14 protein-coding genes are annotated in these 19,245 nt (G+C 72.1%); 6 read left to right on the top strand and 8 right to left on the bottom strand.

Annotation, left to right across the window (positions count from 1 at the left end; genetic code table 11):
• Window positions 1-244 precede the first annotated feature (244 nt).
• The 4 genes from FHY03_RS00645 to FHY03_RS00630 form a co-directional block, all read right to left on the bottom strand.
• On the bottom strand, window positions 245-2,038 hold the full coding sequence (locus tag FHY03_RS00645) for a glucan ABC transporter ATP-binding protein/ permease (protein WP_183921144.1): 1,794 nt from the start codon (window positions 2,036-2,038) through the stop codon (window positions 245-247).
• A 422-nt stretch (window positions 2,039-2,460) separates the two neighbouring features.
• Window positions 2,461-3,801, bottom strand: coding sequence for an HlyD family type I secretion periplasmic adaptor subunit (locus FHY03_RS00640; RefSeq protein ID WP_183928104.1), 1,341 nt, complete (start codon window positions 3,799-3,801; stop codon window positions 2,461-2,463).
• 1 nt (window position 3,802) lies between these two features.
• Entirely contained in the window at window positions 3,803-5,575 is a 1,773-nt protein-coding gene (locus FHY03_RS00635; protein WP_260158591.1) for a type I secretion system permease/ATPase, read from the bottom strand.
• Between the two features lie 68 nt (window positions 5,576-5,643).
• The gene (locus FHY03_RS00630) at window positions 5,644-7,935 is read right to left on the bottom strand and encodes a TonB-dependent siderophore receptor (protein WP_183928102.1); all 2,292 of its coding nucleotides are present in this window, start codon (window positions 7,933-7,935) and stop codon (window positions 5,644-5,646) included.
• A gap of 83 nt (window positions 7,936-8,018) precedes the next feature.
• On the opposite strand from FHY03_RS00630, the gene FHY03_RS00625 reads away from it, so the two are divergent.
• From FHY03_RS00625 to FHY03_RS00615, 3 genes are read left to right on the top strand one after another with little or no spacing between them, the layout of a single operon-like run.
• A complete protein-coding gene (locus FHY03_RS00625; protein WP_183928100.1) occupies window positions 8,019-8,336 on the top strand; it encodes an iron transporter in 318 nt (105 codons plus the stop codon).
• On the top strand, window positions 8,333-9,880 hold the full coding sequence (locus FHY03_RS00620) for a PepSY domain-containing protein (RefSeq protein ID WP_183928099.1): 1,548 nt from the start codon (window positions 8,333-8,335) through the stop codon (window positions 9,878-9,880). The genes FHY03_RS00625 and FHY03_RS00620 overlap by 4 nt, the downstream gene beginning before the upstream one ends.
• Window positions 9,873-10,217, top strand: coding sequence for a DUF3325 family protein (locus FHY03_RS00615; protein WP_183921139.1), 345 nt, complete (start codon window positions 9,873-9,875; stop codon window positions 10,215-10,217). Before FHY03_RS00620 ends, FHY03_RS00615 begins: the two co-directional genes overlap by 8 nt.
• 160 nt (window positions 10,218-10,377) lie before the next feature.
• Here FHY03_RS00615 and FHY03_RS00610 read toward each other — a convergent pair whose 3' ends face one another.
• The 4 genes from FHY03_RS00610 to FHY03_RS00595 all read right to left on the bottom strand — a co-directional run bounded on the left by FHY03_RS00610 (window position 10,378) and on the right by FHY03_RS00595 (window position 15,935).
• Window positions 10,378-13,770: a chromosome segregation SMC family protein gene (locus FHY03_RS00610; protein WP_183928096.1), complete on the bottom strand. Its 3,393-nt coding sequence runs from the start codon at window positions 13,768-13,770 to the stop codon at window positions 10,378-10,380.
• 29 nt (window positions 13,771-13,799) lie between these two features.
• Window positions 13,800-14,558: a thioredoxin domain-containing protein gene (locus FHY03_RS00605; RefSeq protein WP_183921137.1), complete on the bottom strand. Its 759-nt coding sequence runs from the start codon at window positions 14,556-14,558 to the stop codon at window positions 13,800-13,802.
• 190 nt (window positions 14,559-14,748) lie between these two features.
• A complete protein-coding gene (locus FHY03_RS00600; RefSeq protein WP_183928094.1) occupies window positions 14,749-15,426 on the bottom strand; it encodes a thioredoxin domain-containing protein in 678 nt (225 codons plus the stop codon).
• Window positions 15,423-15,935, bottom strand: a complete 513-nt coding sequence (locus tag FHY03_RS00595) for a DUF721 domain-containing protein (RefSeq protein WP_183921135.1) — start codon at window positions 15,933-15,935, stop codon at window positions 15,423-15,425. Before FHY03_RS00595 ends, FHY03_RS00600 begins: the two co-directional genes overlap by 4 nt.
• Before the next feature lie 26 nt (window positions 15,936-15,961).
• Here FHY03_RS00595 and mutY point away from each other — a divergent pair, with 26 nt between their 5' ends.
• From mutY to nudC, 3 genes are read left to right on the top strand one after another with little or no spacing between them, the layout of a single operon-like run.
• The gene (gene mutY / locus FHY03_RS00590) at window positions 15,962-17,005 is read left to right on the top strand and encodes an A/G-specific adenine glycosylase (RefSeq protein ID WP_183928092.1); all 1,044 of its coding nucleotides are present in this window, start codon (window positions 15,962-15,964) and stop codon (window positions 17,003-17,005) included.
• The gene (locus FHY03_RS00585) at window positions 17,002-18,360 is read left to right on the top strand and encodes a serine hydrolase (protein ID WP_183928090.1); all 1,359 of its coding nucleotides are present in this window, start codon (window positions 17,002-17,004) and stop codon (window positions 18,358-18,360) included. The genes mutY and FHY03_RS00585 overlap by 4 nt, the downstream gene beginning before the upstream one ends.
• Complete coding sequence (gene nudC / locus FHY03_RS00580) at window positions 18,357-19,223, top strand: NAD(+) diphosphatase (protein WP_183928088.1); 867 nt, start codon at window positions 18,357-18,359, stop codon at window positions 19,221-19,223. Before FHY03_RS00585 ends, nudC begins: the two co-directional genes overlap by 4 nt.
• The last annotated feature ends 22 nt before the right edge of the window (window positions 19,224-19,245 follow it).

Here is a 19,245-nt window from a genome sequence, read left to right as displayed (position 1 = left end):
GAGCGTCCATCGATGAGCCGGCACAAGCTCAAGCGCCCGACCGTCCGAGAGTGCCTTACGCTGCATAGGGGGCCGCAACGCAGATCCTCCCCGGCACGGGGAGGGGGACCGCGCCCGTAGGGCGTGGTGGAGGGGGATACCCACCCAGCGCAGCGCATGTGGAAGTCCCCCTTCACCAGCCTGCGGCTGGTCCTCCTCCCCCGAGCGGGGAGGAATGCTGCCAACCGCCCCTCACGCCCCGCGCTCAGGCCGCGGCGCGCTCACCCGCGTCATCATTGGCCGCCGGCACGGTGAGCCCGCCGTCCGCCGCCAGCTGGGCGAAGGCGCCGCCGCGCGCGAGCAGCTCGTCGAAGCCGCCCTGCTCGACGATCCGGCCCTGGTCGAGCACCACGATCCGGTCCGCCGCGCGCACGGTGGACAGGCGGTGCGCGATCACGAAGGTGGTACGGCCCTGGCGCAGCCGCTCCAGGCTCTCCTGCAAGCGCGCCTCGGTGGCAACGTCGAGCGCGCTGGTCGCCTCATCGAGCAGCAGGATCGGCGCGTTCTTCAGCAGCGCGCGCGCGATCGCGATGCGCTGACGCTCGCCGCCCGACAGGCCCGCGCCGCGATCACCGACCGGGGTGGCGAAGCCCTGCGGCTTGCGCATGATGAAGTCGTACGCGCCGGCGATCCGCGCCGCGTCCTCGATCTGCTCCATCGTCGCGTCGGGGTTGCCCATCGCGATATTCTCCGCGATCGAGCGGTTGAACAGCCCGGCCTCCTGGAACACCACGCCCGTCGCGGCGCGCAGCGAGGCGAGCGTGACGTCGCGGATGTCCTGCCCGTCGACCAGGATGCGCCCGCTCTCCGGATCATAGGCACGCTGGAACAGGCCCAGCGCGGTCGACTTGCCCGATCCGGTCGGGCCGACGATCGCGACCGTCTGGCCGGGCTCGACCTCGAAGCTGAGGTCGTGCACCGCGCCCGAGCCAGTGGGATAGCGGAACGAGACCTTCTCGAAGGTGACCCGACCCTCGCTCACCGCGAGCGGTCGCGCGTCGGCGGTCTCGCCGATATGGCTCTGCTGATCGAGCACGTCGAAGAACTGCACCAGCGCTGGGAGGCGCTGCGCCTTGTCGACGATGAAGCTGGTGATCGTCTCCAGCCGCGCGATCAGCAGAGTCGCGAAGCCGACGAAGGAGACGACGTCCCCGATCGTGGCGAGTCCGCGCGACACCAGCGCCGCGCCGAAGCCGAAGATCGAGACGATCGCGATCGACGACGCGCCGCGCGTCAGCACCGCCGAGACCGCCCACCAGTTGAGCACCGGATATTGCGCGTGCAGCAGGTCGTGGAGCGAGCGGCGCACGTTGCCCAGCTCGCCGGGCACCGCGAGGAAGCTCTGCAGGACGGTGACGTTGCCGAAGAGGTCACCAAGATTACCCGATATGTCGGTGAACCGGTCCTCCACCTGCGCCTGGCCGGTCGAGGTATGGCGCATCACCACGAGGTTGACCGCCGAATAGACGACCATCAGCGCGAGCAGCACCAGCGCGAGCCGCCAGTTGGTGGCGAGCGCGATCGGCAGCAGCACCGCGACGATCGCCAGATTGGTGATCTGGTCGCGCAGCAGCGGCAGCCACAGGTTGAACAGCGCGTCGCAGCCCGAGATCATGATCCGCATCAGCCGGCCCGAGCGCGCCTGGGTATGGAATGACGGCGGCAGCGCGAGCAGATGCTCGACGTAGGAGGACATGGCGGCAAGGCGGCGCCGGTGCGCCATGCGGTCGGCGAGCAGCGAGATGACGACGCTGGCGAGGAACACCGCGACGCTGATCCCGCACCACATCGCGACGTAGCGCATCGGCCCGGCGCCCGACGTGAGGCCGTTGACCGCCTTGCCGAACAGCAGCGGCTCGCTGACCTGAAGCAGCGCGACGAGCAGGCCGGCGCCGATCAACGACCCGGCCTTGACCTTCTCGGGCCGCAGCAGCGCGAGCGCGCGGAGGATATACAGGTGCGAGCGCTTCGGCTCGGCGGGCGGAAGTGGGGCGGACATGGGCTGGGCCATGATCGGTCTCGTCGCTGGAGCTGGAAAGGCGTCCCGCCGTCGCCGCTTGCTGATCGTTCGGAACGAGGTCGCTCTACGTTCGCGATGGTTAATTCGACGTGATCAAGCGCCAGAATGAGTTATAACGTCGATGAGGCGAGTTGTTCACGCGGAACCTTGTTGCCGCACGCCGTCCGCTCACGTCGTCATCCCCGCGCAGGCGGGGATCCAGACGCGCGGACGACAGTGAGCCGCGGAGACAGCTCGACATGCGCGACTAGGAAGCGGAACAACAACGCTTAGCGTGAAGCGACGACCGGCCCGCCCCCCGACGAAGGACAACGCGTCTGGATTGCCGCCTTCGCGGGAATGACGGAAGAGAGGAAAACGCGGGGAGGCGTGGCGCGAGCGCGCCGGCCCATCGCCCCCCCTCAATGCTCGCGGAACGAGGCCCAGAAGCCGCCCACCAGCGGCTCCACCGCATAGTCGAGCGCGGTGCGCTTGCGCAGCGGGATCAGCACCTGCGCGGGCATGCCGGCGCGCAGCTGAAAGTCCTTGCCGCGAAAGCTCGACAGCAGCCGCAGCTGCGACGGCGGCACCACTACCTCGCCGGTGAAATAGCTGCGCCCGGTCTTCTCGTCGGTGAAGCTGTCGGCCGACAGGCGGGTCAGCTCGCCGGTCAGCTCGGGCAGGTCACGCTCGTGCAGGCTGGGGAACTTCACGAGCGTCTTCTGGCCGACGGTGAGGTCGTCGGCGTCGTCGGGCGAGATATGCGCCTGGATGCGCAGCGGCGTGCGCTCGGGCACCACGTCCATCAGCTTCTGGCCCGGCGCGATCACACCGCCGGGAGTGAACACCGTCAGTCCCACCACCGCGCCGGTCGCGGGTGAGCGGATCTCGGTACGCGCCAGCTGGTCGCGCGCCGCGCTCAGCTTGGGCATCACGTCGCCCAGCTTGGTCTCGACGTCGCGCAGGTCGGCGGCGGTGCGCTCGCTGAAGGTGCGCTCGGCCTCGAGCCGTTCGATCTGGCTCTCGCGGGCGGCCTCGCGCGTCTGTGCGACGCTGGCGGCATATTGACCGCGCTGGCCCTGCAGCTCGGCGCGCATCCGCTCCAGCTCGCGCAGGCGGGTCTGCGAGACGAAGCCCTTGGCGGCCACTGGCCGCAGCGCGTCGAGCTGCGCGTCGAGCAGCCGCAGCTGCTCCTGCGCCGAGACGACCTGCTCGCCATAGCCGCGGCCCTGCTCGCGCGACTGCGCGCCGCGCTGGCCGAGCGCGTCGCGTTGCGAAGCGAGAGTCGCGGTGCGCGCGCGCAGCTCGGTCTGCTGGAGCCGCATCGCCAGCGCGATCTCGGGTTTGTCCTCCTCGGGCATCGACGCGAACTCGACCGGCGTCGCGATCTGCCCCTGGCCGAGCTGCTCGGCCTGGAGCCGCGCGCGCTGCGCCAGCAATCGGATCGCCTGCGAGGCGAGCGCGCGCTCGGTGGCGCGCACCTCCGGCGAGGCGAGCCGGATCAGCAGCTGGCCGCGCCGGACGCGCTCGCCCTCGCGGACGAGGATGGCCTGCACGACACCGCCGTCGCGGTGCTGTACGGTCTGTCGCTGGCCTGAGACCTGAAGCACGCCCTCGGCATAAGCCGCGGCGTCGAGCCGCGCGAAGGCGGCCCAGCCCAGGAACAGCACGAAGAACAGCACCGCGATCACGACCCCGGTGCGGATGTCGCGGCGCGGGTCGGCGGGCAGGTGGACGGTGTCGGTGATCGGCAGGCTGGCCATGTCAGGCGCTCGCGGCGGGAGTGGGGATATCGGCGGCAGGGGCCGGGGCAGGGGCGGCCCCGCCGGCTGGAACGGTGCGCAGCTTGGGCGGTGCGATGCGCTGGAGCACCTCGTCGCGCGGTCCGAAGAGCTCGACCCGGCCGCCGCGCATCAGCAGCAGCTTGTCGACCACGGGCAGGATGCCGAGCTTGTGGCTGACCACCAGGATGGTGTGGCCGGCGCGCTTGTAGTGATCGATGGCGGCGAGCAGCGCGGCGTCGCCCTCGGAGTCGAGGTGGGCGTTGGGTTCGTCGAGCACCAGCAACGCCGGGTCGCCGTACATCGCACGTGCCAGCGCGACTCGCTGCGACTGGCCGGCGGAGAGGCCGCGCCCGCCGGGCTTGAGCTGATGATCGAAGCCATTCGGCAGCCGCTGCACCAGCTCGCGCGCGCGGGCGCGCTCGGTCGCGGCGATCGCGGCGGCGTCGAGCGCGGCGCTGTCCTCGCCCAGCTCGCCGCGGAAACGTGCGATATTCTCCTTGATCGTGCCCGCGAAGAGCGTTGGCTCCTGCGGCAGGTAGCCGACGTGTGCGGCGAGTCGCTCGGGGTCCCAGTCGCCGAGATCGGCACCGTCGATCCGGACGCGGCCGCGGTCGGGGCGGACCGCGCCGGCGATGATGCGGGCGAGCGTCGACTTGCCCGCGCCGCTCGGCCCGATCATCGCCACCACCTCGCCCGGCGCGATCTGCAGTGTGACGTCGGAGACGATCGTGCCGTCGCGCGTGTCGTTGAGCAGCGTCACGCCCTCCAGCGCGATCGCGCCGCGCGGGGCGGGCAGCTGGGTCGCGGGGACGGCATGCTGCGTCTCGATCAGCAGCTTGTCGAGCCGCCGGTAGCTGCCGAACGCCTGGGCGATCGCCTTCCACCCGCCGATCAGCTGCTCGATCGGCGCGAGCGCGCGCGCGATCAGGAAGGAGGAGGCGAAGATCGCGCCCGCCGAGATCTGGTTGTCGATCGCCAACAGCGCGCCCAGCCCGAGCGCCAGGCTCTGCAAGGCGAGCCGCACGAACTTGGTCGCGGTGAGATAATTGCCGCCGGTGAAGCCCGCCGCGGTCTGCTGTGCCAGCATCGCCTCGCGCAGCCGCAGCTGGCGCGCCACCATCGCGCGGCGCATACCGAGCGCGCGCACCGCCTCGGCGCCGCCGAGCATCGCCTCCTGGCTAGCGTAGCTGTTGGCGGCGGAGACTTGGGCGCGCTCCAGCGCGGTGCGGGTCGCGCGCTCGTTGCGCCACGCCAGCACGGGCAGGATCGTGCCGCCGACCAGCGCCACCGCGCCGATCGCGGGATGCACGAGGAAGCAGACGAAGATGTAGATCGGCGTCCAGGGTGCGTCGAACAGCGCGAGCACGCCGGCGCCGCTCAGCGTCTGGCGCAGCGTGTCGAACTCGCGCAGCGCCTGACGCGCCATCGGCAGATCGGGCCGGCCCAGCGTCGAGTCGAGCAGCGCCGGCGCCAGCGCGGCATCGAGCTGCACGCCGGCGCGTACCAGCAGCCGCGTGCGCACGCGGTCGAGCAGCGACAGCGTCACCAGCGCGAATAGCAGTACCAGCGTCAGGAACAACAGAGTGAGCTGCCCCTGCGTCGGCACCACTCGGTCGTAGACCTGGAGCATGTACAGGGTCGGCGCGATGTAGAGCACGTTGACCAGAGCGCTGAAGCCGAAGGCCGCCGCGACATGGCGGCGGCACAACGCCACGGCGCGGCGCATCGGACTGTCGGCGGCAGGATCGGTCATTCGTCGCGCTCCACGGGATGCGCGCATCATCGCCGATTTTGGTTAATGACGCTATAACTCCGACGTCCTCACCAGGCGTAGCGGAGTGTCCCCACCACTGTCCGGGATGCACCATAGTAACAGCTGTTGTTGAAGAAACAGCTGGCGATATGGCGCGTGTCGAAGAGATTGCTGGCATTGACGCTGAGGCTCAGCCCGTCCCAGCGGCGATCGAGCGCGCCGAAGTCATAGCCGAGCAGCGCATCCGCCAGCACATAGCCGGGTGAGTCGAAGCGCTCGACGATCGTGGCGTTGTCCCGGACATAGCTGGCAGTGCCGTCCGACTCGCCGACGTAGCGCACGCCACCGCCGACCGATACGCCGCCCAGCGCGCCGGCGACCGAGTCGCCGAGGTCCCAGGAGAGGAAGCTCGACGCGCTCCAGCGCGGCACGCCCAGCGGGCGCGTGCCGGTGACGCCGGCGAGCTGGCCGCCGCTACCCATTGCTATGGTGCCGCTGGTGACGAGCGGGTCGGTGTAGCTCCCTGCCACCACGACGGTGACGCCGGGCGCGATCTCGCCGCGACCATCGAGCTCGATGCCGCGCACCTTCACCTCGCCGACCTGGATCTGGAAATTGGGGCGCGACGGATCGGCCACGGGGACGTTCTGGCGGCGCAGGTCGAAGGCGGAGAGCGTGAACAGCGCCTCGGTCCCGCGCGGCTGGAACTTGAGCCCGGCCTCATATTGCCGCCCGGTCACCGGCACGAAGGCAGCGCCCTCGAAGGTGGCGCCGGTTTGCGGCTCGAAGCTCTCGGCATAGCTGGCGAAGGGGGCCACGCCCCACTTGGTCTCGTACAGCGCGCCGAGTCGCGCGGTGAAGGCGGTCTGCGAGGAGCGTGTCACCGCGCCGCTGGTGCGGTTGCGCGTGAGCTGGTCGTACCAGTCCCAGCGCCCGCTCGCGATCAGGTTGAGCTCGCCGAGCGTCATCTGGTCCTGCACATAGGCGCCGGTCTGGTCGATGCGGCGGAAGTTGCGCGTCTGGGTCAGCGCGAAGCTGGGCAGGGTGCCGCCGTAGCGCGGCTGGAACAGGTCGAAGTTGCTGATGCTGGTCGTGGGGTCGCTGGTCTCGCCGGTGAGGAAGCCCTGGTCGTTGCGGCCCTCGTTGTGCGCATAGTCGAGCCCGGCGAGCACGACATGGCGTACCGGCCCGGTGGCGAGCTCGGCGGCGAGCCGATTGTCGAGCGTGATCGTGCGGAAGTGCTCGTCCGATCCGCCGCCGCCGCGCACGATGGTCGAGAAGTCGGTGGCGCGCGCCGCGCCGGTGCCGGCGGTGCGGAACGCCGAGAGGTAGATCTGGCGATAGTGGAGGTCAACGTCATAGTAGCGCGCGTTGGTGGTCCAGGTCAGCGCGTCCGACAGACGGTGGCGGAACAGCAGCGTCGCGGACCTCTGCTCGCGGTCGAAGGCCTCATAGCCGGGCTCGGAGACGTTGAGATCTACCGATAGCGTGCCCAACGGGTTGGGCAAAGCCGAGCCATAGGCCGGGACGCCGCTGTAGGACGAGGCCTCGGGGTCGCGCTGGTAGCTCAGGATCAGGGTCACGCTGGTGCGATCGTCGGGCGCGAAGGTCAGCATCGGGCGCGCGTAATAGCGGCGGTTGCGGGTGTAGCGGAGGAAGCCGTCGCTGCGCTCGGCGCCGGCGATGACGCGGAACTGCCAGCGGCCGTCACGGTCGAGCGGTTGGTTGAGGTCGATCGCCGAGCGCAGCAGGTCGAAATTGCCGCCGGCCAGCTCGATCCGCCTGCCCGCCTCGGCATAGGGGAGCTTGCTCGTGAGATTGATCAGCCCGCCGGGTGTGCCGCTGCCGTAGAGGACCGAGGCCGGACCCTTGATGACGTCGACCGACTCGACGAGGTGGAAGTCGGTCTGCGGGCTCGAATAGACTCCGCCCTGCTGGCGCATGCCGTCCATGAAGACGCCGGGGGTGAAGCCCCGCAAAAAGAGCTGGTCGTAGCGCGTCGCCACGTTGCCGCGCTGGTTGGGCGCGACGCCCGCGACATAGCCCAGCGCCTGGTTGATCGACAGCGCGTTGCGGCGCGTGAGCTCGTCCTCGTCGATGACGGTGATGGTCTGCGGCAGCGCGATCAGCGGGGTGTCGGTCTTGGCACCGCTACGCCCGTCGCGGCGCTCACGCTCGCCGGTGACGAGGATGTCGTCGCGGTCACTCGGGTCGTCGGCAGGGGCGGGGGCCTCGGCCGGCGCCGGCGACTCGGCGGTGGTGAGGTCGGCGAACGGCCGTGCCGCGGCGGGCGCGGCGGCGAGCGCGACGCCGCCGGCGAGCGTCGACGCGAGTAGCCGGATGGCGCGCTTGTTGTTCATATCGACCTCTTTATTTCGCTATTGCTAGTGACTCGCAAAGGCCGCTATAAGCCATTGAGCGAAGGGGCAAGGGGAAAGGTCGAATGCTGATGCAGCGAGGGCAGATGCCGCGACGCCGGGTGCTGATCCGCCCCGCCGCGCTCGCCATGCTCGCGCGCTGCATCACGGCGCTGCTCGGCGGCTATGCCGCCGCCGCGGCGCTAGTGAGCCTCGTGTCGCGGCTGCTGCCCGTGTCGCGCGCCGAGGCGACCGCCTGGGGCATGATCACCAGCTTTCTGGTCTATGCGGTGATCGGCCTGTGGTGTTTTCACGAGCCCAAGCTCGTCCGCGTCGCCGCGCTGATATGGGGCGTCGCCGCGCTCGCGGGCGGCGTGGTCTGGCTGATCGGCGCGCGCGCGTGACCCGGTCGCTGCGGCAGTCGATGGCGTGGATCCACGGTTGGCTCGGCCTGCTCGCCGGCTGGATCCTGTTCGCCATGTTCCTCACCGGCACCGCGAGCTATTTTCGCCCCGAGATCACGCAGTGGATGCAGCCCGAGCAGCCCGCCAATAGGGTAAGCGCCGCGGCGGCGGCGCAGTCCGCGGTCCGCTACCTGTCGCGCGTCGGTGCCGGCGACGAGCAATGGTACATCTACCTGCCCGACGACCGCACCGCGGTGACGCGCGTGTTCGCCATTCCCGGTGCGGACGCCAAGCCCGCCAAGCGCCCGCGGCCGCCCGAGCTGGAGCTCGACCCGCGCAGCGGCGAGCCGATCCACGCGCGGGAGACCCGCGGCGGCGAGCACTTCTACCGCTTCCACTTCCAGCTTCAGCTGCCACACCCGTGGGGACGCTGGCTCGCGGGTCTGTGCGCGATGTTCATGCTGGGTGCGATCGTGTCCGGCGTGGTGACGCACAAGCGCATCTTCGCCGACTTCTTCACGCTGCGCTGGCACAAGGGGCAGCGCAGCTGGCTCGACGCGCACAATGTCTCGGCGGTGCTCGCGCTGCCCTATCACGCGATGATCACCTACACCGGCCTGATGACGCTGGTGCTGATGTACATGCCCTGGCCCATCGTCGCCAATTACCGGCAGCCAGCCGACTTCGGCAAAGAGGCCTATGGCTATGTCTTCGACAACAAGGCGAGCGGTCGCGCGGCGCCGCTGGTGGCGGTGGCACCGCTGATCGCGGACGCCGAGCGCCGACTCGGCCAGCATGCGCAGCGCGTCGTGATCCGCTTCCCCGGTGATGCCGCGGCGACGGTGGCGGTGGCGTCGGGCGGGGCGAGCGGTCTCAACGCGCGCGGCGGCACCGTGACCTATTCCGGTGCGACAGGGCGGGTGACGGCGGCGGACATCGGCGCCGGCCCGGCGCTGTCTACCGCCGGGGTGATGCTGGGGCTGCACACCGCGCAGTTCGCCGCGCCGGCGCTGCGCTGGCTGCTGTTCGCGCTCGGGCTGACCGGTGCGGCGATGGTGGGCACCGGGCTGCTGCTGTGGACCGCGGCGCGCCGCCGACCGAACGTCGCGCCATTTTTCGGACTGCGGCTGGTCGAGCGCCTCAACATCGCCGCGATCGCCGCGCTGCCGATCGGCATGGCCAGCTATCTGCTGGCCAACCGGCTGATCCCCGCCGCGGCGGCGGGCCGCGCCGACGCCGAGGTGGCGACGATGTTCTATGCCTGGGGTGGTGCCGCGCTGCTCCAGCTGGCGCGCCCGGCAAAGCGCGCGTGGTGCGAGCTGTTCGCGCTGGGGGCCTTGCTGTTCGGCGCCATCCCCCTCGTCAACGCGGCCACGACCGAGCGCGGCTTCTTCGCCTCGCTGCGGGCCGGGGACGGGCTGTTCGTCGGCTTCGACGTGGCGATGCTGGCGATCGCGGCGCTGCTCGCCGCGGCAGCGTGGAGCGCGGGACGCGAGCGACAGGTGAAGACACGCAGGAAGGTGGGAGAACTGGCGCATGTGTGAGGGTTTCGTGCTGTGTGCGCTAGCGTTCGTGCTGCTCGCGGCGGCGTCGCACCGCTTCCACCGCGACGCGGGCGCGACGTCGCCGGCACAGCGGCGTTGGCTGCGCGGGATCGGCGCCGCACTGATCGTGGTGACGCTGCTGCGCGCCGGCACCGCGATCGACGGCGAGCGCTGGGTGCGACTGCTGGTGTGTGCCTCGCTCGCCGCGGTGGCGGTGGTGCTGACGCTGTCCGTGCGCGCCGCCGCGGTGCTGTACCCGCTGCGGCGGCTGCTGACACGCCGCGTGGCGGCGCCGGCGGGGCGCGAGGTGGAGGCGCTGGTAGCGGCGCAGGGGTGAGTGGGCGCTGACCTTGCCTCTCCGGCTGACGTCATCCTAAACTTTGTTTCGGGATTTACCGGTCCGCAAATGCTCACGCCGCTGAGTGCGCGGCATCGTGGATCCTGAAACAAATTCGGGATGACGCAGGAGGGAAGGGAGGGCGCGTGCGCAATCCCGCTTACTCCGCGGCGAGCAGCTCCGCCGCCTGGAGGTCGACGGACACCAGTCGGCTCACGCCGCGCTCCACCATGGTCACTCCGAACAGGCGGTGCATCCGGCTCATCGTCACCGCATTGTGTGTGACGATCAGGTAACGCGTGTCGGTCTCGCGGCTCATCTGCTCGAGCAGGTCGCAGAAGCGTTCGATATTGGCGTCGTCGAGCGGCGCGTCGACCTCGTCGAGCACGCAGATCGGCGCCGGGTTGGTCAGGAACAGCCCGAAGATCAGCGCCACCGCGGTCAGTGCCTGCTCGCCGCCCGACAGCAGGGTGAGCGACTGAAGCCTTTTGCCCGGGGGCTGCGCCATGATCTCGAGCCCCGCCTCGAGCGGATCGTCCGAGTCGACCAGCGCGAGATGGGCCTGACCGCCGTTGAACAAGGTGGTGAACAGCCGCCGGAAATGGCCGTCGACCGCCTCGAAGGCGGCGAGCAGCCGCTGCCGCCCCTCACGGTTGAGCGTGCCGATCGAGCCGCGCAGCCGGTTGACCGCCTGCCCCAGCTCCTCGCGCTCCGCCGCGGTGGCGGCGCCGCTCGTCTCCAGCTCCGCCAGCTCGCGCTCGGCGACGAGGTTGACTGGGCCGAGCCGCTCGCGATCGAGCGTCAGCCGCTCGTGCGCGCTCGACTCGTCCTGCGGCGACCCGACCTCTGCCGAGACGAAGCCGATCTTCTCGGGCAGCACTGGAGCCGGGCATTCAAAGCGCTCGCCCGAGACACGCCCCATCTCGACGCGGCGCAGCTCGTGGTTCTCGGCGCGCGCGGTGGCGCCAGCGCGGGCCTCGCGCGCGGTGGCGAGCGCCTCGGCGGCGCGCGCGTGCGCGGTGTCGGCGTCGCGCAGTGCGGCCTCGGCGGCGCGCTCCTCGGCCTGGGTCGAGTCGGAGGCGGCGCGCGCGGCGCTCACCTCGCTGTCGAGCGTGGCGATCTCGGCGGCGAGCGCGTCGGGGCGCTCGCGCAGCGCGGTCAGCTCGCGTTCCAGTTCGGTCGCGCGCTGGTCCATGTCGGCGATCCGCTTGGCGGCCTCGCCCGCGCGCGTGCGCCAGCCCTGCGCCTCGCTCTTGCCCGCGGCGCGACGCTCGCGCGCGTCGGTCAGCTCGCGCTCGCGCGTGGCGCGATCGGAGCGCGCCAGCGCCACCTTGGCGCGCGCCGCCTCGGCCTTGCCGCGCAGTCGCGCGGTATCGCCCGCCGCGGCGGCGCCGTCGGGCAGCGCGGCGAGCGTGTCGGCGGCGCGCTCCTGCTCGGCGAACGCCTCCGCCGCCTCGGCGGTGACCCGCTCGGCGCGTTGCGCGAGATCGGCGCGCTGACCCGCGAGTCGCTCGATCTGGGCCGCGGCGCGGTCCTCGTCGCGCTGCGCCGCGCGGACGTCGGTCTCGCCCTGAGCGAGCAGCGCGCGCGAGGACTGCGCCGCCGCACGCGCGCGCGCGATGCGCTCGTCGATCTGCGTGCGCCGCTGCGTCGCGCGCTCCACCGCCGCCTCGGCCGCGGGCCGCTCGGCCTCTAGCGCGGCGAGGCGGTTGCGGCGCTCCAGCCGCTCCGCCGCGGCGACGCCGCCGCTGGTGCTGACGTAGCCGTCCCATCGCCGCACGCGCCCCTCGCGGGTCACCAGCCGCTGCCCGGGGCGTAGCGGTTGCGCCGAGTCGGTCTCGACCAGGAACACCTGCGACAGACGGCGCTCCAGCTCTGGCGGCGCGGTGACCCGGGCGGCGAGCGGCAGCGTGCCGATCGGGGCGGCCGGATCGTCTTCGCCGAGCGGCGAGCCGTGCCAGTCGGCCAACGCGGTCTCGAGCTCGTCCCCCAGCGCCGCGGCGAGCGCGCGCTCGAAGCCGGGCTCGGCGCTGACCGAGTCGAGCAGTTTTTCACCCTTCTGGTCCACCGCCCGCGCCAGCGCCGCCGCCTCGCCGTCGAGCGCCGCCAACGCCGCCAAGGCGGTGGCGCGCGCGGCCTCGGCAGGATCGCGCTCTTCACGCGCCTCGGTCTCGCTCGTCTCGGCCCAGTCGAGCGCGGCGCGCGCCTTGGCCACCCGCCCCTGCGCGTCCGTCTGCGCCGCGCGCGCGGCATCGCGCGCCGCTTCCAGCGTGGCCGAATCGTCGAGCGCCTCGATCGCCTCGGCCAGCCGCATCGCCTCGCGCCGCGCGCGCTCGTGGCGCGCCGCGGCGGCGGCATGCGCGGCGGCGGCGACGCGGCGCTCGGCCGCCTCCGCCGCCTCGGCCGACAGCGCCTGGGCGAGCGCCACCTCGACGTCGCGCGCGTGGCGCTCCGCCTCGGCCAGCGCGGCGTCGAGCGCGGGCAGCGCGGCGGCGCCCTCGGCGACACGGCGGTCGAGCGTCTCGGCCTCGGCGGCGATCCGGTCGAGCGCGGCGGCGGCGTCGTGCGCGAGCGAATCCTCGCGCGCGCGATCCTCGCCGATGCGCCGGCGTGCCGACTCCATCTCTTCCAGCCGGCGCTGCGCGCCGTGGCGCTGCTCGCGCGCGCGCGTCAGCTGGTGCGCGAGCTCGCCAGCACGGTCGCGCGCCGCCAGCGCGGCGGCGCGCGCGGCGGCGACCTGCTCGGCGGCGGCGCGCTGCGCGGCCAGCGTCGCCTGCTCCGCCGCGGTGGCGGTGGTGACCTGCGCTGCGGCAGCGTCGGCCTCCTGCTTGGCCGCGGTCGCGGCGGCGGCGGCGTCGCGCCAGCGCGCGAAGATCATCCGCGCCTCGGCCAGCCGGATCTGCTCGGAGAGGAGGCGGTAGCGTTCGGCGGCGCGCGCCTGGCGGCGCAGCGCGGCGATGCGCGTGCCCTGGTCCGCCATCAGCTCGTCGAGCCGTGCCAGATTGGCCTCGGTGGCGCGCAGCCGCGCTTCCGCGTCCTTGCGGCGGACGTGGAGCCCGGCGATGCCCGCGGCCTCCTCCAGCATCGCGCGGCGCTCGCCCGGCTTGGCCGCAATCACCGCGCCGATACGATTCTGGCTCACCAGCGCGGGCGAGTGCGCGCCGGTGGCGGCGTCGGCGAACAGGAGCTGGATGTCCTTGGCGCGGACGTCGCGCCCGTCGAGCCGATAGGCCGAGCCGGCGCCGCGCTCGATCCGGCGGACGATCTCGCGCTCCTGCGCGCCGTCGGGCGCGTCGATCTCGGCGAGCAGCGACACTTCGGCGAAGTCGCGCGGCGGCCGCGTCGCGGTGCCGGCGAAGATCACGTCCTCCATGCCGGCGCCGCGCATCGAGCGGGCGCTGTTCTCGCCCATCGTCCAGCGCAGCGCCTCGAGCAGGTTCGACTTGCCACAGCCGTTGGGGCCGACCACCCCGGTCAGCCCCGGCTCGATGCGCAGGTCGGCCGGGTCGACGAAGCTCTTGAAGCCGGTCAGCCGCAGCCGCTTGATGCGCATCGAGGGTCAGCCCCGCGTCAGGCTCGGGATCAGGCGCCCGCAGACTTGAGCGCGGTCTCGATGGCCTGCCAGGTGACGCTGTTCTCCAGCTTGCGGCCGTTGAGGAAGAAAGTCGGCGTGCCGGTCACGTCCTGCTTCTCGGTGGCGTCCTGCGTCATCTTGGTGAGCGCCTCGATCGCCTTGGGATCGTTGAGGCAGGCGCGCGCCTGCGCCTCGGTGATGCCGCGCTGCTTGACGAACTCGACATAGCCCATCTTGTCCGCCCAGCCGTTCGCGACTTGTGCCGGCGTGGCGTTCTGCGTCGACTGGAGGAACGACTGATCCTGCGCCGCCTTCATCTGCGCGTCGAGGAACTTGGGCTGATCGATATACATCTGCTCGAGGATCGGGAAGAACGGCGCGGCGCCGGCGCAGCGGCCGAGCAGCGAGGCCGCGAAGTCGGGCGGGCCGTGGACCAGGAAGTCCCGGAACTCGTACGAGACCTTGCCGGTCTTGACGTAATTCTCCTCGAGCGGGCGCATGCCCGTTTGGCCGAACGCGCCGCAAGTAGGGCAGGTGCGCGAGCCGTACTCGACAAGCTTGAGCGGCGCATCGGGGTTACCCATGACGAAGCCGCCCTCGGGGGTCTGGCGGACCTGCTGGGTCCAGTCCGAGCCCGCGGGCGCGGCGACCGCCTTGACCGAGCCGGCGGGCGCGCTGGGTGCGCTGCCGTTGCCGTCACCGCCGCTGCCGCAGCCGGCGAGCAGCGCCGCGGCGGCGAAGAGCAGGGGAGATGCGAGACGCTTCATTCGGTCACTCCGTTGATAAGACCGTATAGTTTTCGATTGATCCTCCCCTGCAAGGGGAGGTGGCAGGCCGAAGGACTGACGGAGGGGTGACCCGGCCGGCGAGTGTCGCTGGACTCACCAGCGGCGACACCCCTCCGTCGCGCTGCGCGCGCCACCTCCCCTTGCAGGGGAGGATGGAAGACCGGCCACATCACCGCGCGCCGGCCGCGCGCAACTGCGGCTCGAGCTGCGCCCAGCCGACGTTCTCGATCAGCTTGCCATTGAGCTCGAAGGCGGGCGTGCCCTTCACCTTGCTCGTCGCCTCGGACGCCGCGATGGCGCGCTTCACCTGCGCGTCGCTCGCGAAACAGGCGTCGATCGCCGCGGCGGGCGCGCCGGCCTGTTTGGCGATCGCGTCGAGCCCCGCGCCCTGCGCCACCGCCTTGAGCTGGTCGAGCTGGGGCCAGGACGCGATGCGCGCGCGATTGCCCTCGCTCCACTCCGCGGCGCGCTCGTACCATTCCTCCTGCTTGGCGAAGAACGCCTCGTGCAGCGCGGGGAAAGCGGCCGGCCCGGCGCAGCGCGCCAGCGTCGCGGCGGCAAGGTCGATCCCGTCGTGGATCTGGTTGCGCACCTCCACGCTGGTCGAGCCCGAGCGCACCATGGCGCCGAGCGTCGCGCGCGACTCGGCGGCGAAATGGCCGCAATGCGGGCAGGTGTAGCTGACGTACTCGACCAGCTTCACCCGCGCCTTGGGGTTGCCGATCAGGTAGCTGCCGGTCGCCACCGGCGTCGCGACCGCGGTCCAGGGGCGCGGCGCGGCGGCGCCCGCGGCGGTGCCGAGCGCGAGCGCGGCGAGGGGCAGCAGGACCGAGCGGAAGCGGGTCATCGTACCTTCGGCAGCGCGGGAGGGTTGGCGGCGACGCCCGAGGCGAGCGCCTCGAGCACCGCCTTGAGCTCGGGATCGGCGATCGTCTTTAGGCTGCCGCCCAGCTCGGGCGCGGGGGCGAGCGACGGCGGCGCGCGGCGCTCGGGGCGCTTGGTCACCTCGCCGTGGCGGATCGCCACCTTGCACACCGCGGCATAGCCGAAGAAGCGGTTGACCCGCTCGATGATCTCGACCGTCAGGTGGCTCATCATCGGTGCGTGCGCACCGCGGACGGTGAGCGTCAGCGTGCCGTCCTGCTTCTTGCCGACCGGGAAGCGGATCGACTCGGGCGTGCTGGCAGCAGCGAGCTTCTCGCCGACGATCTCGGGCCAGCGCGACACGATCGCGGACTGGACGAAGCCGAAGCGCCGGAACGCCGCCCCGCCCACCGCGGGCAGCAGCTCGGCCACCTGGCGCGACCGGTTCTGCCGCTCGGGAGGTTGATCGGAGACGCGAGGGCGCTTGCTCATTCCCGCCCCCATGCCATAGCCGGGGCATGGACGCCAAGCGCGCGATCACTGCCGCCAAGCCCTTGCTTCACTGGTATGACCGCCACCGCCGCGCGCTGCCGTGGCGCGCGCTGCCGGGCGAGACGCCCGATCCCTATCGAGTCTGGCTGAGCGAGGTGATGCTGCAGCAGACGACGGTGGCGACGGTGCGCCCGCGCTTCGCGACGTGGGTCGCGCGCTGGCCGACCTTCGCGGACCTTGCCGCGGCCGACGAGGCGGACGTCATGGCGGCGTGGGCGGGACTTGGCTATTACGCCCGCGCGCGCAACCTGCTCGCCGCGGCGCGCGTGATCGCGGCGGAGCACGGCGGCCGGCTGCCCGACACCGAGGAGGCGTTGCGCGCGCTGCCCGGTTTCGGCGACTATACCGCCGCCGCGGTCGCGGCGATCGCGTTCGGACGTCGCGCGGTGGTCGTGGACGCCAATGTCGAGCGCGTGGTGGCGCGGCTGTTCGCGATCGACGCGCCGCTGCCGGGCGGCCGCCGCGCGATCCGCGCCGCCGCGGCGACGATCACGCCGGAGAACCGCGCCGGCGACTATGCGCAGGCTTTGATGGACCTGGGCTCGGCGGTGTGCACTCCGCGCAAGCCGCGCTGCCTGCTCTGCCCGCTCGCCGACCAGTGCGCCGCGCTCGCGCTCGGCACGCCCGAGGCCTTCCCGGTCAAGAAACCCAAGGCGGCGCGGCCGCATCGCTACGGCACGATCTTCTGGCTCGAGCGCGACGGCCACGTGCTGCTGGTGCGCCGCCCCGAGAAGGGGCTGCTCGGCGGCATGCGCGCGCTGCCGACCGGCCCGTGGGAGCTGGCGCCGCCGGGGCTGCGCGACGCGCCCGCGGAGGCGGCATGGCGCGTGCTGGAGCGACGAGTCGAGCACGGCTTCACGCATTTCACGCTGGACCTGGACGTGGCCGTCGCCGACACCGAGCGCGCGACCAACCTGGGTGAATGGTGGCCGGTCGCGACACTGAACGAGGCGGGGCTGCCGACCTTGTTCGCGAAGGCGGCAGCGGTGGCGAGGAGCAGACAGGCATGACGGTGTTCCGGTGGTTCGGTACGGCGGCGCTCACCGCGCTGGTGGCGGCGGCTCAGCTCTCGGCGCAGCGGGCGCCGGCGCCCGCCCCCCGGCCGCAGACGGCGCCACCCACGCAGGGGACAAGCGCGCTCCAGGGGCTGCCGGCCGCGCAAATCCTGCCGACGACCCAGGCGCTGTTCGACGGCTATGTCCGCGACAAGAAGATGCCGGGCATCGTCGGCGCCTTCGGATTGGGCGACCTGCCGACCGTGTTCGTCAGCGCGGGCGCAGTCGCGACCGATCCGGGCGCGCAGCCCGCCGGCCCCGACTCATTGTGGCGCGTCTATTCGATGACCAAGCCGATCACCGGCATGGCGGCGATGCTGCTGGTGGAGGAGGGCAAGCTGTCGCTCGACGACCCGCTTTCCAACTATTTCCCCGGCTTCGCTAGAATGAAGGTGCTGACCAGTCCGGACACGTCGCTGGCGACGCGCCCCGCGCGCGCGCCGATCACGATTCGCGAGCTGATGACGCACAGCTCGGGGATCGGCTATCAGATCAACGCGCAGGGGCCGCTGCTCAAGGAATATGAGCGGCTCGGCCTCGTCCCCTTCTCGGCGAACGCGCAGACCGAGGCGGTGGCGCGCAAGACGCGGCCGGCCTCGCTGATCGCCTTTGCCGAGCGCGTCGCGCAGGCGCCGCTCGTCGCCGAGCCGGGCACGACGTGGCATTATTCGATGGGGCTCGACGTGCTCGCCGCGGTGATCGAGAAGGTGTCCGGGCAGCCGTTCGAGCGCTTCGTCCGCGCGCGCATCCTCGATCCGCTCGGCATGACCTCGACCGACTTCCAGGTCGTGCCGGGCAACGTCGCGCGGTTCGCGACCAACTACGCCTTCGCGGGCGACCAGCTGATCCCGCTCGACCCCGCGGCGCGTTCGGTGTTCCTCCAGCCGCCCAGCTTCCCGTACGGCGGCGCGGGGCTGGTGGCGTCGGCGCGCGATTACGACCGCTTCCTCCACATGCTGCAGGACGCGGGCACGCTCGACGGCGTGACGATCATGAAGCCCGAGACCGCGCGGCTGGCGATGTCCAACCTGCTGCCGCCGGGCGTGAGCTATAAGAACAAGGAAGGCGTAGCGCAGGGCTTCGGCGCGGGCGGGGTGGTCTATCTCGCCGACGAGGCCGGCGGCGCGTCGAAGGGCAGCTACGGCTGGGGCGGCGCGGCGGGGACGGTGGCGATCGTCGACCCCGCGCGGCGCTTCAGGGGGACGATCATGGTCAATTACTTCCCGGGCGAGCGCTACCCGCTGGCCAAGGAGACGTTCGCGGCGCTGGCGCGCGACGCGGCGCGGCTCCACCCCGGCGTACCGCGGTGATCGCGACCGGCTTCACCGGCGGCACGCTCGACCGCGCCGACGCGCTGCGCCACGACGCGGACGGCCTCGCGGCGGCCGCCGCCGATCCGGCGGCGCGGCTGCTGGTGCTCGAGTCGTTCGAGCCGGTGGTAGGGGAGGGGGGCGCGCTCGCCTGGGCGCCGCTCTCCGCCGCGCCGGCGGAGGCGGAGCTGGTGCTGCTCGGGCTCGACGCGGGGGCGCCGCGCTTCGCCGCGATCGTGCCCGGGGCGGGCGCGCCGCCGCCGTTCCGCTCGCCCAGCCTGTTCGGCCTGCTCGACCAACTGCGCACGGGCGAGTCGGCGACCTTCGCGGCGGCGCGCTCGCTGCTCGACTGGCACGCGCGGCACCGCTTCTGCGCCAATTGCGGCAGCGCGACCGGGCTGTTCCGCGCCGGCTGGGGGCGACGCTGCCCGGGCTGCTCGGCGGAGCATTTCCCGCGCGTCGACCCGGTCGTAATCATGCTGGCGGAACATGACGGGCGCGCGTTAGTGGGCCGGCAGCCGAGCTGGCCCGCGGGGCGCTACTCCGCGCTGGCGGGCTTCCTCGAGCCGGGCGAGTCGATCGAGGAGGCGGTGGCGCGCGAGATCGCGGAGGAGTCGGGCGTGCGGGTGAAGGACGTCCGCTACGTCGCGAGCCAGCCGTGGCCGTTCCCGTCGCAGCTGATGATCGCCTGCGTCGCGCAGGCGATCGACGACGCGATCACGCTCGACGCCAACGAGCTGGAGGACGCGATGTGGGTCACGCGCGACGAGGTGCGCGCGGCGCTCGCGGGCGAGGGGGGGCGCTTCGTCGCGCCGCCGCCCTACGCGATCGCACACACGCTGCTGCGCGCCTGGTCGGAATAGGGGAACACCGGCTTGGACCGCG

Source organism: Sphingomonas sp. BK345, assembly GCF_014193845.1.
Classification (GTDB): Bacteria; Pseudomonadota; Alphaproteobacteria; order Sphingomonadales; family Sphingomonadaceae; genus Sphingomonas.
The sequence above is the reverse complement of the archived record's forward strand: the minus strand, read 5'-3'. Positions and strand labels throughout refer to the sequence as shown.

What these genes read in the sequence shown, in the direction of transcription:
- FHY03_RS00645 (WP_183921144.1), bottom strand. Translation starts at nt 2,038, where the DNA reads ATGTCCGCCCCACTTCCGCCCGCCGAGCCGAAGCGCTCGCACCTGTAT.
- FHY03_RS00640 (WP_183928104.1), bottom strand. Translation starts at nt 3,801, where the DNA reads ATGGCCAGCCTGCCGATCACCGACACCGTCCACCTGCCCGCCGACCCG.
- FHY03_RS00635 (WP_260158591.1), bottom strand. Translation starts at nt 5,575, where the DNA reads ATGACCGATCCTGCCGCCGACAGTCCGATGCGCCGCGCCGTGGCGTTG.
- FHY03_RS00630 (WP_183928102.1), bottom strand. Translation starts at nt 7,935, where the DNA reads ATGAACAACAAGCGCGCCATCCGGCTACTCGCGTCGACGCTCGCCGGC.
- FHY03_RS00625 (WP_183928100.1), top strand. Translation starts at nt 8,019, where the DNA reads ATGCTGATGCAGCGAGGGCAGATGCCGCGACGCCGGGTGCTGATCCGC.
- FHY03_RS00615 (WP_183921139.1), top strand. Translation starts at nt 9,873, where the DNA reads ATGTGTGAGGGTTTCGTGCTGTGTGCGCTAGCGTTCGTGCTGCTCGCG.
- FHY03_RS00610 (WP_183928096.1), bottom strand. Translation starts at nt 13,770, where the DNA reads ATGCGCATCAAGCGGCTGCGGCTGACCGGCTTCAAGAGCTTCGTCGAC.
- FHY03_RS00605 (WP_183921137.1), bottom strand. Translation starts at nt 14,558, where the DNA reads ATGAAGCGTCTCGCATCTCCCCTGCTCTTCGCCGCCGCGGCGCTGCTC.
- FHY03_RS00600 (WP_183928094.1), bottom strand. Translation starts at nt 15,426, where the DNA reads ATGACCCGCTTCCGCTCGGTCCTGCTGCCCCTCGCCGCGCTCGCGCTC.
- FHY03_RS00595 (WP_183921135.1), bottom strand. Translation starts at nt 15,935, where the DNA reads ATGAGCAAGCGCCCTCGCGTCTCCGATCAACCTCCCGAGCGGCAGAAC.
- mutY (WP_183928092.1), top strand. Translation starts at nt 15,962, where the DNA reads ATGGACGCCAAGCGCGCGATCACTGCCGCCAAGCCCTTGCTTCACTGG.
- FHY03_RS00585 (WP_183928090.1), top strand. Translation starts at nt 17,002, where the DNA reads ATGACGGTGTTCCGGTGGTTCGGTACGGCGGCGCTCACCGCGCTGGTG.